The organism is Microbacterium sp. PAMC21962 (assembly GCF_019443465.1).
In the GTDB taxonomy this organism is placed as follows: Bacteria; Actinomycetota; Actinomycetes; order Actinomycetales; family Microbacteriaceae; genus Microbacterium; species Microbacterium hominis.
The window spans coordinates 2996930-3010460 of record NZ_CP080381.1 but is presented as its reverse complement, the minus strand read 5'-3'; the positions used below and the strand labels follow the sequence as shown (position 1 = coordinate 3010460).

Here is a 13531-nt window from a genome sequence, read left to right as displayed (position 1 = left end):
CCCCTCGGCCGGGGGGAAGGCGAAGCGGGGTCGCTAAGCTGATCGGGCACGTGGCCAAACTACCGGTCGCGCAGCGAGCCACACACTCCCCCCGCTCCTCCCGACACCGGAAGTCACCGTGCTCGAGATCCTCACCGTGTGCACCGGCAACATCTGCCGCTCCCCTCTGGCCGCGCAGCTGCTGGCCCTCCGCCTCGCCGACCTGGACGTGTCCGTCACCAGCGCGGGCACGCGCGCACGCGAGGGGATGCCGATGACACCGGAGGCCGCCGATCTCGCCGCCGCCCGCGGCGTCGGCCCCGCGCTCACCGCGGCGCACGGCGCCCGCTACCTCACGCCGGCTCACGTGCACGGCGCCGATCTCGTGCTGGCGATGGCGCGCGACCACCGCCGCGAGATCGTCGAACTCGATCCGTCGCGCACGCGCAGCGCCTTCATCGCACGGGAGTTCGCGCGGCTCGCGGGCGACGTCACCGACGAGGAGCTGCGGACGGCCGCGGCCGGCGCGGGCGATGCGGCCGGTCCGCGGGAGCGGTTCGCGGCGGCGCTCGCCGTGATCGCCGGCCGTCGCGGGATCACTCTGCCCCCGGCATCCCCCGATGAGGACGACGTCGTCGACCCGTACGGGCGCTCCGCGGCGACGTACGAACGCTCCGCGGCGGAGCTCGAGCCCGGACTCGCCGCCGTCGAGCGCGTGGTGCGGATCGCGCTGACCGGTCGTTGAGCGAGCGCAGCGAGTCGAACCACCCACCCACCCCCGGTCGTTGAGCGAGCGAAGCGAGTCGAACCACCCACCCACCCCCGGTCGTTGAGCGAGCGAAGCGAGTCGAAACGCCCACCCACCGGTCGTTGAGCGAGCGAAGCGAGTCGAAACGCCCACCCACCGGTCGTTGACCGCGCGCAGCGAGTCGAACCACCCACCCCCATCCGGTCGTTGAGCGAGCGCAGCAAGCCGAACCACCCACCCACCCCCGGTCGTTGAGCGAGCGAAGCGAGTCGAAACGGCCACCCCCACCCATCCGGTCGTTGAGCGAGCGCAGCGAGTCGAAACGCCTGTGGATAACTCACCCCAGTGTCGTATCTATGTTCTAATGTCGAAGGCATGGAGAACCGACTCGATGGCATCGCCGCAGCGCTCGACGCGCTGACGGCCGCCGGTGGTGGCCGGGCTCCGGAGGCGCTCTCACCGGGCGAGCTCATCGAGGTGAACCGCATCTTCGGTCAGCTCATGCGACAGGTGGATGCCGCGTTCGCTCCCGTCGCCGCGGAGATCGCCCGGCAGTCGCGACCGCAGCTGGGCGGCGACTCCCTCGCGAAGCGGCAAGGCTTCCGGTCTCCGGTCGCGCTGATCCAGGCGACCACCGGCACGAGCGTCGGCGAGGCGATCAGGCTGGTGCAGGTCGGCGAGGCCACGGCGTCGCGGGCGACGTTCGGCGGCGACGAGCGGCCGGCGGCGCATCCGCATGTGGCGGCGGCGGTCGCGACGGGCACGCTGGGTATGACGGCGGCATCCGCGATCATCGGGCTGCTCGATCGGCTGGCACTGCGGGTCGACCCCGACCGTCGAGACGCGGCCGAGCAGGACTTGTGCGAACGGGCACCGGGGCTCCGCGCCGACGAGCTGTCGCGGCTGCTCGCGCGGGCCGAGGCGCAGCTCGATCCCGACGGCATCGCCGCCGCACACGAGGAGCACCGGTCGCAGCGTGCCTTGCGCGTCCAGGAGCGCGACGGGATGCTGCATCTGACCGGTGTGTTCGACGTGGCCAGCGGTGCGCCCATCAAGACCGCGCTCGATGCGATGGTGCCGCGGGTTCTCCAGCAGAACGAGCATCGCGATGACGCGGCGCGAGACGAGCGCACGTTGCCACAGATGCGCGCCGACGCTCTCCACGAGCTGTGCGCGCACGCTCTCGGATGCGATCGGGTGCCGACTGCGGCGACGACGACCGTCGTGGTGCGGATGACCCTCGACGAGCTCGAGTCGGGGCGAGGATTGGCGAGCATCGACGGGTTCGATGCCGCGCTGCCCGCGGCCGAGGTGCGGCGGCTGGCGGCGGATCTGCAGGTCATTCCGTGCGTGCTCGGCGGCGACAGCGAGATCCTCGACTGGGGACGCGCGCGGCGACTGTTCTCCTCGGCGCAGAAGCTGGCTCTCGCCGAACGGGACGGCGGCTGCGCCTTCTGCGGGGCGCCCCCGCCGTGGACGCACGGTCATCACCTCTCCTGGTGGGATCGAGATACCGGACCGACCGACATCGACAACGGCGTGCTGCTGTGCACCGGATGCCACCACCGCGTGCACGACGACGGTTGGGAGATCCGCATCGACGGCCGCGGCACGGCGGCAAGCGTCTGGTTCGTGCCGCCGCCCTGGATCGATGCGGACCGCACACCACGGCTCGGCGGGAACGCGCGGTATGCACTCCGGGAGTGAGTCCGGGTGCGAACGACCCACCCGCACGGCATCGTGCCGTTGCCGCCTGGACACCGGCACGAAACATGGCCTATGGCAGACTGAGTCCGATCGTCCGGCCTCCACCCCCCTCTTGGCCGGCAGCGCGTCTTCGAGAGGCACCATGGAGCTCAGCGACTACATCCGCATCCTCCGCAAGAACTGGCTCGTGATCGTTGTCCTGACCCTCCTCGGGCTCGGGGCGGCCGCGGGGTACTCGCTCACGCGCACGCCGATCTACGAATCGTCGAGCACGGTCTTCGTCTCGACCCAGACGGCGGGCACGGCTGCGGAGCTTCAGCAGGGCTCCAACTTCACTCAGGCGCGCATCAACACGTACGTCGGTCTCGTGAGCACGCCCGTGGTCCTCAACCCGGTGATCGCCGACCTCGGTCTCGCCGTGACGGCGGAGTCGCTGGCGGGGCGCGTGAAGGCGTCGGCCACGCTGAACTCGACCCTGATCACCATCAGCGTGTCGGACCCCGACGCGGTCCAGTCGGCGAAGCTGGCGAACGCGATCGCGGCCAGCCTCGCGTCGGCGGTGCCGCAGCTCGAGCCCGAGACCGCGGCGGGCGGGAGCCCCGTCCGCCTGAGCCGCGTCAGCGACGCGCAGCCGGCGCTGAAGCCGTCGAGCCCCAACGTCCCGCTGAACCTCGCGCTCGGAACGCTCATCGGGCTCGCGCTCGGCATCGGTGTCGCCGTCCTGCGCACGACGCTCGACAACCGCGTGCGCACGCCGCGCGACGCCGAGCAGATCACCGGCGCCCCCGGCATCGGCGCGATCGCGTACGACGCGAAGGCGAAGGAACGCCCGCTCATCGTGCACGCCGACCCCCTCAGCCCGCGAGCCGAGTCGTTCCGGGCGCTGCGCACGAACCTGCAGTTCCTCGACATGGGCGGCCGGTCGAGTTTCGTGATCACCAGCTCCATCCCGAGCGAGGGCAAGTCGACCACGACGATCAACCTCGCCATCGCCCTGGCCGACGCCGGAAAGCGCGTCGCCCTGCTCGACACCGACCTCCGCAAGCCCAAGGTCGCCGAATACCTCGGCCTGGAGGGCGGAGCGGGCCTCACCGACGTTCTCATCGGACGCGCCAAGGTCAGCGAGGTCATGCTCCCGTGGGGTGGCCGCAGCCTCTTTGTGCTCCCCGCCGGCAAAGTGCCGCCGAACCCGAGCGAGCTGCTCGGCTCGCACCAGATGAGCATGCTCCTCGACATGCTCGAGCAGGACTTCGACGTCGTCCTGTGCGACGCGCCGCCGCTGCTCCCCGTGACGGATGCCGCGATCCTCGCGCGCGCCACGAGCGGCGCGCTGCTGATCGTCTCCGCCGGCAAGACCACCCGTCACCAGCTCACCGGGGCGACCGAAGCGCTCAACACGGTGGGCGCCAAGCTCGCCGGGTTCGTCATGTCGATGGTGCCCACACGCGGTCCCGACTCCTATTACTCCGCCTACGGGTACGGATACGGCTACGGGTACGGGTACCGCGAGGCCCCCGCGAAGAGCGACAAGGCCGGCCGCAAGGCGGAGAAGCGCCGTGGACGGTCGACGCCGCTGGCCACCGTCCCCGCAGCGCCGACGCTGGACGAGCTCGGGTTCGACTCCCGCCGCGAGGCGCGCGAGGCCGACAGGGAGAGCTGACACGTGCCCCGCCAGCGCCGCTTCACCGCGACGCGGGGCGGTGTCACCGTCATCGCGATCGGGCTCACCGTGCTCGCTGTCGCGGTCGCCGCCCTGAGCATCGCCGCGCTCCGTCAGGGGCGCGGTCCCGCCGACGCCGAGACGACCGCCGGCCCGGCGCCGACCTTCACCTACGTCCAGCGGACACCGACGGCCTCCGCCGTCCCCACCCCCACCCCAACGGCACCCGCCGACACGGCCCCGGGCCCCGACGAGCGGTTCCTGTCCGTCGGCGCGGAGGCCATGTGGCGCGGCACCGCCGGCGCGTGCGGAGGAGCGGCACCACTGATCGAGCGCTCCGGCGACGAGGGCACCACCTGGCAGAACGTCACGCCCACCGCGAAAGGCATCGCGCAGCTGCAGAGCCTCACCTCCTTCGGCGGCCGCAACGCGACGGCCGTCGCCGATCTGGGCGCCGCGTGCGCCAAGACCACCCTGCGCACCTACACCGACGGCCAGTTCTGGGAGCCCTACCCCGACATCTTCGCCGTCGACACCTACGCCCTCCCCGGCGAGCGCGCGGTCGTCGTCGACGGCGCGAAGATCGCCGCGCCGTGCGCCACCCCCTGGGGTCTGCGTTCGACGGGCGGGGTGGCCGCGCTCGTGTGCGACGGCACCGCCTATCGGCTCGACGGCCAGGCCTGGACCGCCCTCTCGGGCGGCGCGCGCGCCGTCGCCGTGACCTCCGGCGGCGTCTACGTCGCCCAGACGGATGCCGCCTGCACCACCACCGCCACCACGACCACGACCACGACCACCACCACCGCCGGCATCCGCGTCACCGGCCATCCCACCGGCTCGTCGGCGATCGACCTCGGCTGTGTCGAGATGGACGCGGCGGAGGCAGCCGGCCCGGTCGCCCTCGACGCGACGGCGACGGGCTCGGGCACCAGCCTCGCCCTCTGGGCCGGAACGCGCATCATCGCCGTCGCGAGCTGAAGGCTCCCGGCCGAGCCGGGCTCAGGACGCGAGAAGGTCGGCGACGCGGCGGCGCAGCTCGCGCGGCGCGAACGGCTTCACGACGTAGTCGTCGGCGCCGGCCCCGCGGGCCGCGTCGATGTCGCTCTGCGCCGACTTCGCCGTCAGCATGATGATGCGCGTCTCGTCGAAGGCGTGGTCCTGGCGCAGCGTGCGGCACACCTCGATGCCCGTCATCCCCGGCATCATCCGGTCGAGCACGATCAGGTCGGGACGCTGCGCGGATGCCGCCGCGAGGCCGCGCTGGCCGTCGCCCGCGACATCGACCGAATGGCCGGCGATCGTCAGCACGGTGCGCACGAGTTCGGCGACGTCGGCGTCATCGTCGACCACGAGCACATGCGCCATGGGTGTGGCCTCCACCGAGTCTGCCCCTCGTGTACCTAGTTTCCACCCCGATTGCCATTAGCGTACTCGTATGAGAGCCCCCGGGGTGGAACACTCCGTCGCACACCGACCCGCGGCTCTCCGTCGTCGCCCCCCGCAGCGCCGCGCGCAGCAATGGCGCGCGGTCGCGTTCTGGGTGGGCGGCAGCGCGCTCATCTTCGGCCTCTCCTTCCTGGCCGTCGCCTTCGCACTCCCGGGGATGGTCGTGGCATTGTGGTGGCCCGCTGCGGGGGTTTCGGCCGTGCTGGTGCTGCGCGCCCGGGCGGCGCACCGGCCGTCGGCGGTCGCGATCGTGCTCGTGGTCACCACTCTCGGTAACCTCTTCGCCGGTCGGCCGGTGGGAGTCAGCGCCCTGTACGGCGCAGCGAACGCGGTCGAGGTGGCATTGCTGGCCTGGCTGCTCCTGCGCGGCCGGGAGGACGCACGTCTGCGCACCACGAACGACGCCGTGCGCTTCGTCGCCTGGGCGGCCGTGGCGGCGTTGGTGTTCGCGCTCACGATCGCGCTGATCAACGCGGTGCTCGGAAGCGCCGACGCGCTGCCCGCCGCGCTCGCGACGGGCGCGTCGCACTTCTCCGCCGTGCTGCTGATCGTGCCGCTCGCGCTCTTCGATCCGCAACCCCAGTCGCCGCCGGCCGCCAGCGAGCTGGTCGGCCAGTTCATCCTCATGGTCGTCGTGCTCGCGGCGGGACTCGGCCCCCTGACACGGCTTCCCCTCGCGTTCCTCGTCTTCGTTCCGCTCGCGTGGGCGACACTGCGTTTTCCGCCGCTGCTCGCACACCTGCAGGCGCTCGCCATCGCGGTCGTCACGGTCGTGTACAGCAGGGTGAGCGTCGGCGTGTTCGCCACCTCGACCATCGACACGACCGAGCTGTCGATCACGGTGACGATCTTCCTCTCGGCGATCGCGATCTTCGCGGTGTCGACCACCACCGAGCGCAACGAGTCCCTCGTCAACGCGCGCACGGCCGTGGATGCCGCCGAAACGGCCGCCGAAGCGGCGCGGGCGACCGCTGCGACGCTGCAGGTGCGCTACGACCTGGAGCGCCAGCGTCAAGACTTCCTCTCCACCACCAGCCACGAACTGCGCACGCCCGTCACGATCATCGCGGGCTACACCGAGCTTCTCGGCGAGATCGATCTGCCGAGTGAGGCGAGGCCGTGGGTGGACGCGATCCACCGCAACACCGGACGCCTCGCCGGCATGCTCGACGACCTCCTCTCCTTCAGCCGCACGCAGGCCGAGCGTCCACGGCCCACCGACATCGCCGCCAGCGATCTGGTGACCACCGTCGTGAGCCGGCACGTCGAGGTCGCCTCCGCGCGAGATCTCGCCGTCACGGTGGGGGCGATCGGGGATCTCGGCGTCATCGCCGATCGCGACGACGCCATCCGCGCCCTCGGCAACCTGGTCTCCAACGCCGTGAAGTTCACGCCGGACGGCGGTCGCGTCCACATCGAGGCGACCGACGTCGCCGGCGACGTCATGATCACCGTCAGCGACACCGGTCCCGGCATCGGTCCCGACGCGCTGGGCCAGGTCTTCGATCCCTTCTACCGCGGAGAGCAGTCCGAGGTGCGCGCCATGCCCGGCACGGGACTGGGACTGCCGATCGCGCGTATGCTCGCGCGGCGCAACGGGGGCGAGGTCATGCTCGTCTCCCTCCCCGGTCACGGCACGAAGGCCACGCTGCTCCTTCCTCGCGTCGGTGGCGCGGACGACCTGGATGAGAGCGCGGAGGACGCTCAATAGACTGCCGTGTGAGGAACCGATGACCACCCCCCGCGTCGAGAGTCGATGGGCCGACAGCCAGCTGATCGGCACCGTCGTCAGGTCCGTGTGGCAGTGGCAGCTGGTGGTCGCCTTCAGCACGGTCGCGGTCGCCGTGGGCATCGCGCTGCTCGATCCGCACCTCTTCGGCGACATCGCCTTCCTCGCCGGCCTCACCGCCATCGCGGGCGCCACGATCGCCGCGATCGTGATCCCCTGGGCGCGCCACCGCGACGCCGTCGTCGCGCTGCCCCTGTTCGACGCCGCCGCCATCGGGTTGCTCGCGATGTCCGACGAAGCGCTCGGCTACCTCTGGGTCATTCCCATCGCGTGGGTCGCGACCTACTACTCGATGGCGGCCGTCACCGCCGCGCTGGTGGTCGTGCTGGCCCTCCAGCTGTGTCGCTGGGCCGTTCCGGGCAGCGCCGCCGCCTCGCCGCTCGAGATCGTCATCGTCCTGCTGGCGCTGGGCTTCCTCGGCGTCGCGATGAACCAGGGCGCGCGACGAACACGGGCGTTCCGCCTCCTCATCCGCCGCCAGTCCCGGCAGCTCGACCGCTCGGTCGCGCGGATGACCGTCCACGAGGACCGCGCCAACGGACTGTTCGACACGATCAGCACCGCGCTCGCCCGTGTCGACGACCGCGGTCAGCTCGATCTCGCGAACGCCGCGTACCGGCACCTCTACGCCTACGACAACGACGACTACCGGCATCCCCCGCGCGCCGTCGAGTACGACGGCTATCGCGGCACGGCGCTGCCGCGCGAATCGACCTCCATCGCGCGCGCCGGACGCGGCGAGCGTACCGAGAACGAGCTGCTGTGGCTTTACGACGCGAGCGGCAACTGGCGCGCGCTGTCGCTGTCGATCCGGGGTCGCACCGTGATGCAGGAGTCGGCGCCCGACGCGGAGGTCTCGATCATCCAGCTCGACGACGTGACCGCGCACGAGTTCGAGCGTCGACAGCAGCGCGCGGCGACCAGCGCCGTCTCCCACGAGCTGCGCAACCCCCTGACGGTGATCCTCGGGCACGCCGACCTGCTGCTCGACAGCGACGAGCTCACGCCCGCGCAGCGAGAGCACGCCGCGCTCATCGAGGGCGCGGCCGAGCGGATGATCACGCTCACGGCATCCTTGCTCGACACGCACCGCACGACCGATCACGCCGACGGTTTCGATCTGCGCGGGCTCTCGATCGCCACGGTCGACGCCTTCGCGCCGGCCGCGGCCTCCGCCGACATCGATCTCACCCGCGACGGCGACGAGCCGCTCCCGGTCGCGGGGGACGGATTCCGGATGCGTCAGGTGGTCGACAACGTGATCAGCAACGCCATCAAGTACACGCCGCGCGCCGGGACGGTCCGTGTGTGGACGACCCGCGAGGGGGACGAAGCCGTGCTGCGCGTCGCGGACTCCGGCATCGGCATCGCGCCGTCCGATCTGGATAGTGTGTTCGTACCGTACTTCCGCGCCCGCAGCGCCACCGCGAGCGGCATCGCCGGCACCGGCCTCGGGATGTCGATCGCGCGCACGATCGTGGAGGAGAACGGTGGCACCATCGCCCTGGACAGCGCGCTGGGATCGGGAACGACCGTCACGGTCCGCCTCCCTCTGACGCACGGACGAGACGACGAGAGCGGGGACCAGGCGTGACCGAGATCGAACCGCTGCTCATCACCCTGTCGACGGTCTGCACGGCCATCATGATCGGCCTGGGCTTCCTGCCGCATCCCTCGCGTGAGTCCGCGATCTGGTCGAGCGCCTTCGTCGCCGCGATGGTCGCGACCTATTTCGATGCCGCGTCCGAGACCCTCGGCGGCGCCTGGCCGCGCGCCCTCGCGGAGGCCCTCAACGTCGCGGCGCTCGGCCTGGTCTGGGTCGGCATCCGGGTGCGCATCGGACGACGCCACGTGCTGCTCGTGCCGACGCTGCTCGTGTCGGCGCTGGTGGGGGTCGCGCTCGCGGTGAGCGCCGACACCGACGCGCAGCCGCTCGTCCTCGCCGTCGGGCTCGTGCTCGTCGCCGCCGTGTCGGCCGCCATCGCCATCGAGCTGTTCGCGGTGCGCTCCGCACAGCGCGCCGCGACCATCCCGCTCACCATCGCCGCGGGCCTCATCAGCGTCTTCGCCCTCATCTGGTTCGTGTCGGGCCTCGTCCGTCATGCGGAGGACAGCATCGGCACGCTCCTCATGGCGCAGCAGTATGCCCCCGCCGTCGCGGTGGTCACGCTGGTCACCGCCCTGGTGTCGCTGCTCCTGCTCGTACGCACCGAGGCGCCCGTCGCCGACGAGGACGCGCCCACCGGGTTCCGCGCCGTCGCCGTCGATCGCCTCGTCCGCGCCGAGCGCTTCGACGACGCGTGGTGGTCGCTGCTCGACGTGCGCCTCGACGATCCCCTCGCACTGCGCGAAGCCTCCAGCGCGCTCGCCTACACCCGCGTGCTCGACCGCTTCGCCGCGGACGTGTCGGCCGTCTTCCCCGCCGAAGCCGACCTCGACCGCGTCGAGCCGAACCGCATGCTCGTGCTCCTGCCGCGGCACGAGGCCGCGGTCCGACCGATGCTGCGTTCGCTGCTGGAGCGTGTGTCGACGGTGTCGAGCGACCAGTCCATCGATGTGCGACTGTCGGCCAGCATCGGATGGGCGAGCGTCTCGCTCATCGGGTACGACCTCGACGACCTCATCGCCGCCGCCGCGGCCGCGGCCGACGAGGCCCAGCTGTCCGGCGGCGACCGCTGGGAGCGCGCGAGCATCGTCGCCTAGGCCGTCCCCCTTAGGATCAGTGGCGTGAGCCCACTCCCCCGTCCGGCGCGCACCGCGGGCCGCGCCTTCGCCTGGATTCTGGCCGGCGCCCTGGTGCTCGGCCTCTTCGCCGCCGTGTGGATCGGTGTGCGCGGCGCGATGGCCTACCAGCACCTCACCCGCATCCAGACCGGAGCCGACGACACCACGGCGGCCCTCGCGGACGACCCGGCGTCGGCCGCCCCGACCCTCGCGCGACTTGCGACGGATGCGGCGGCCGCGCACGAGCTCACGTCCGACCCGATCTGGGCCCTCGCCGCGCACACACCGTGGATCGGCCCGCAGCTCGCGGCGTTCGGCACGGTCGCGGCCGCCTCCGACGAGCTGCTCCGCGAGAGCCTCCTGCCGCTCGCCACCGCCGCGCAGGGCATATCGGTCGACGCGCTGCGCCCTGTCGGCGGGCGCATCGACACGAGCGTGCTCACCGGTATCGCCGCACCGGCGCAGGATGCCGCGACGAAAGCGACCTCGGCGGCGGAGGCGGTTCAGGAGATCGATCGCACGCCCCTGGTCGGCGTGGTCGGCACGGCCGTCGACCGCGCCGACGACCTGTTCACGCGGGTCGCGACCGCCGTGGACACCGTGTCGCGCACCGCGCAGCTGCTGCCCGACATGCTCGGCCAGAACGGTCCCCGCAACTATCTCGTGCTCGTGCAGAACAACGCCGAGTGGCGCTCGCTGGGCGGGATCGCCGGCGCGGCCATCGTGGTGCACACCGAAGGCGGCGCACTGTCCCTGTCGGGCACGCTCTCCTCGCGCGACTTCCCCCGCGGCTACGACGAGCCGGTCGCTCCGCTCTCGGAGGAGGTGGTCGGCATCTTCGACACCAAGCCCGCCCGCTACTTCCAGAACCTCACCCAGATCCCCGACTTCTCGGTGGACGGCCCGATCGCGCGCGCGATGTACCGGCTAAAGACCGGCAGCGACGTCGACGGCGTGCTCGCGGTCGACCCGGTCGTGCTGTCGTACCTGTTGAAGACCACCGGCCCCGTCTCGCTGCCCACCGGCGACACCCTGACCGCCGAGAACGCGGTCCCTCTGCTCCTGAACGAGGTGTACCTGCGCTACACGAACCCGGCTGAACAAGACGCCTTCTTCGCCGGCGCCGCCGGAGCGGTCTTCCAGGCTCTCGCGGACGGGCGCGGCTCGGCATCCGGGCTCATCGAAGCCCTCACGCGCGCGGGTGAGGAACACCGCCTCCTCGCCTGGAGCGCCGATGCCGACGAGCAGAAGCTCATCGACGGCACCGTCGTCGCCGGTCAGCTTCCCGTCACCGACGCCCGCACCGCGCGCTTCGGCGTCTACCTGAACGACGGCACCGGCTCCAAGATGAGCTACTACACCGAGCCCGACGTCTCGCTCGCCTGGGCTTCCTGCCTCCCCGCCGGAACGGTGGCGTCGAGGCAGCTCACGCTCCAACTGACGCTCACCAGTCGCGCACCGGCGGATGCCGCCACCTCCCTTCCGTCCTACGTCACGGGCGGCGGCAACTTCGGCACGCCCGCGGGAACGACGGAGGTCGTCGGCAACCTCTACCTGCCCGAGGGGTTCGAGCTGGTCTCCGCCGAGGCGACCAACGGTGCCGGGTTCGCCGGCGGCATGCACGAGGGGCGGCGCGTTCTGACGTTCGACATCGATCTCGATCCCGGAGCATCGACAGGGCTGACCGTCATCGTCCGCGCGACGACGCCCGTCGCCGATGCCCAGGCGCTCGTGACCCCGACGGCAGATGCCGGTCGTAGCCCCGTCGTCGTGGCGACGTGCGGGGTCGGTTAGACTCCCTGCAACCGCGACAACCGCCGAGCTCCACCGAGGCCGCACCGCAGATCGCAGGGAGAAGCTCCATGACCCGCTCGCACCGCTCCATCGACCGGCTCCGCGTCGCACGCGTCGCGGGGGCGAGCCTGCTGGGCGCCGCGCTGGCGCTGTCCCCGGTCGCCGCCCAGGCGTCGACGATCTACCCGCCGGTCGACTCCTGCACGAGCTCCCCGGCGAGCGTGCCCGCGGGCGGCACGCTGTCGTTCGTCTGCGCGTCCGGCACCTTCGCCGCGAACGAGCCCGTGACGATCACCGTCACCGGCGAGAACGGTCGCGACGTCGCGTTCGGCATCGTGCGCTTCGCGATCAGCACGGGCAGCGTCACGCGCACCTCCGACGCCACCGGCGCCCTGCCCGCCGTGGGCATCACCCTCCCTCAGAACGCGAGCGGGGTCTACAACATCGCGGCGATCTCCCGCAGTTCCGCGGGCGGCACGGCGAGCACCTCCATCACGGGGGCGGACGGGCTGCCGAGCACCGGCGGCGACAGCGGCCAGCTGGTCGGCGTCTGGGTGGGCGGCGGCGCGCTCGTCCTCGCGGGCGCCACCGTGCTGATCGCCCTCGCCGCGCGGCGGCGACGCGACCGCGACGATCGCTGACGGACCAGCACCCGCTACAGTTCAGGAGTGTCCTCCTCCCCCCGCAGGCGCATCTCCCGCCGCGCGATCGTCATCACCGCGATCTCAGCGGGAGCCGTCCTCGTGCTCGGCGCGATCGCCGTCGTCGGGGTCTTCATCACCCAGGGGGTGCACGCCGTGCTCGCACAGCCGCCCGCCGTCGGCACGACCGTCATCGCGCCCGAGCAGTCGAAGGCGCGCGTCGCGCTGGACCACATCGACATGGCGGCCGACGCCACCGCCGCCACGCAGTATCTCGCCGCCCAACCGACGGCCTACTGGCTCACGCCCGAGCAGGATCCGATCGGCACGGTCGGCGGCACGGTGCTCAGCCTCATCGCTCAGGGCCGCGACCAGGGCCGTGCGACCGCGATGGTCGTCTACGGGCTGCCCGACCGTGACTGCGGCAACCACTCCGCCGGCGGCCTGTCGCCCGAGGATTACCCGCGCTGGGTGCGCGAGATCGGCAAGGCGCTGAAGACGGCGCCCGACGAACAGAAGATCGTGGTGCTCGAGCCCGACAGCATCGCTCTGACGAGTGAGTGCGGCGACATCCCGACGCGGGCGAAGTATCTCTCCGACGCCGTCGACGCACTGAGCTCGACCGGCACCTGGATCTATATCGACGGCGGCCACAGCGCCTGGCACAGCGCCGACGAGATGGCCGATCTCATCGGCCAGATGGGCATCATCGACCGGGTGCGCGGCGTCGCGACCAACGTGTCGAACTATCAGTCGACCTACGACGAGTTCGCCTACGCCCACGCCCTGTCCGCACGGCTCGGCGGCACGCATGCGGTGATCGACACCTCCCGCAACGGCCTCGCGACCGCGGGGGCCACCTGGTGCAACCCTTCCGGGCAGCGGGTCGGCGACCCCGGCGGCACCTTCGGCGACGACGTCGTCGACACCAACCTGTGGATCAAACCCCCGGGCGAGAGCGACGGCACCTGCAACGGCGGCCCGGACGCCGGGCGGTGGTGGCCGCAGGCAGCGGAGGAGCTCACGCGCGACGTCCGCTGAGC

General features: G+C 71.8%; 11 protein-coding genes. 10 read left to right on the top strand and 1 reads right to left on the bottom strand.

Translation table 11 applies throughout. The features are described 5' to 3' along the window. Positions 1 to 118 precede the first annotated feature (118 nt). The 4 genes from KY498_RS14180 (at position 119) to KY498_RS14165 (ending at position 5072) form a co-directional block, all read left to right on the top strand. Positions 119 to 724 carry a low molecular weight phosphatase family protein gene (locus KY498_RS14180; RefSeq protein WP_191009061.1) on the top strand — a complete coding sequence of 202 codons (606 nt, stop codon included), beginning with the start codon at positions 119 to 121 and terminating at the stop codon, positions 722 to 724. Between the two features lie 378 nt (positions 725 to 1102). Then, positions 1103 to 2434 carry an HNH endonuclease signature motif containing protein gene (locus tag KY498_RS14175; RefSeq protein ID WP_191009062.1) on the top strand — a complete coding sequence of 444 codons (1332 nt, stop codon included), beginning with the start codon at positions 1103 to 1105 and terminating at the stop codon, positions 2432 to 2434. Between the two features lie 142 nt (positions 2435 to 2576). Next, entirely contained in the window at positions 2577 to 4094 is a 1518-nt protein-coding gene (locus KY498_RS14170; protein WP_060960284.1) for a polysaccharide biosynthesis tyrosine autokinase, read from the top strand. Positions 4095 to 4097: 3 nt separating this feature from the next. Further along, on the top strand, positions 4098 to 5072 hold the full coding sequence (locus KY498_RS14165) for a hypothetical protein (RefSeq protein ID WP_191009063.1): 975 nt from the start codon (positions 4098 to 4100) through the stop codon (positions 5070 to 5072). A 21-nt stretch (positions 5073 to 5093) separates the two neighbouring features. Here KY498_RS14165 and KY498_RS14160 read toward each other — a convergent pair whose 3' ends face one another. Continuing rightward, the gene (locus KY498_RS14160; RefSeq protein ID WP_219879414.1) at positions 5094 to 5459 is read right to left on the bottom strand and encodes a response regulator transcription factor; all 366 of its coding nucleotides are present in this window, start codon (positions 5457 to 5459) and stop codon (positions 5094 to 5096) included. A gap of 70 nt (positions 5460 to 5529) precedes the next feature. Here KY498_RS14160 and KY498_RS14155 point away from each other — a divergent pair, with 70 nt between their 5' ends. The 6 genes from KY498_RS14155 (at position 5530) to KY498_RS14130 (ending at position 13529) form a co-directional block, all read left to right on the top strand. Next, complete coding sequence (locus KY498_RS14155) at positions 5530 to 7251, top strand: HAMP domain-containing sensor histidine kinase (protein WP_219879413.1); 1722 nt, start codon at positions 5530 to 5532, stop codon at positions 7249 to 7251. Between the two features lie 19 nt (positions 7252 to 7270). After that, positions 7271 to 8923 carry a cell wall metabolism sensor histidine kinase WalK gene (locus KY498_RS14150; protein ID WP_060960280.1) on the top strand — a complete coding sequence of 551 codons (1653 nt, stop codon included), beginning with the start codon at positions 7271 to 7273 and terminating at the stop codon, positions 8921 to 8923. Further along, positions 8920 to 10032, top strand: coding sequence for a hypothetical protein (locus tag KY498_RS14145; protein WP_101306878.1), 1113 nt, complete (start codon positions 8920 to 8922; stop codon positions 10030 to 10032). The genes KY498_RS14150 and KY498_RS14145 overlap by 4 nt, the downstream gene beginning before the upstream one ends. Before the next feature lie 24 nt (positions 10033 to 10056). After that, positions 10057 to 11847 carry a DUF4012 domain-containing protein gene (locus KY498_RS14140; protein ID WP_191009065.1) on the top strand — a complete coding sequence of 597 codons (1791 nt, stop codon included), beginning with the start codon at positions 10057 to 10059 and terminating at the stop codon, positions 11845 to 11847. A gap of 68 nt (positions 11848 to 11915) precedes the next feature. After that, a complete protein-coding gene (locus tag KY498_RS14135) occupies positions 11916 to 12488 on the top strand; it encodes a cell wall protein (RefSeq protein ID WP_191009066.1) in 573 nt (190 codons plus the stop codon). A gap of 27 nt (positions 12489 to 12515) precedes the next feature. Further along, on the top strand, positions 12516 to 13529 hold the full coding sequence (locus KY498_RS14130; RefSeq protein ID WP_101306880.1) for a glycoside hydrolase family 6 protein: 1014 nt from the start codon (positions 12516 to 12518) through the stop codon (positions 13527 to 13529). Positions 13530 to 13531 lie beyond the last annotated feature (2 nt).

What these genes read in the sequence shown, in the direction of transcription:
- KY498_RS14135 (WP_191009066.1), top strand. Translation starts at nt 11,916, where the DNA reads ATGACCCGCTCGCACCGCTCCATCGACCGGCTCCGCGTCGCACGCGTC.
- KY498_RS14155 (WP_219879413.1), top strand. Translation starts at nt 5,530, where the DNA reads ATGAGAGCCCCCGGGGTGGAACACTCCGTCGCACACCGACCCGCGGCT.
- KY498_RS14150 (WP_060960280.1), top strand. Translation starts at nt 7,271, where the DNA reads ATGACCACCCCCCGCGTCGAGAGTCGATGGGCCGACAGCCAGCTGATC.
- KY498_RS14170 (WP_060960284.1), top strand. Translation starts at nt 2,577, where the DNA reads ATGGAGCTCAGCGACTACATCCGCATCCTCCGCAAGAACTGGCTCGTG.
- KY498_RS14175 (WP_191009062.1), top strand. Translation starts at nt 1,103, where the DNA reads ATGGAGAACCGACTCGATGGCATCGCCGCAGCGCTCGACGCGCTGACG.
- KY498_RS14160 (WP_219879414.1), bottom strand. Translation starts at nt 5,459, where the DNA reads ATGGCGCATGTGCTCGTGGTCGACGATGACGCCGACGTCGCCGAACTC.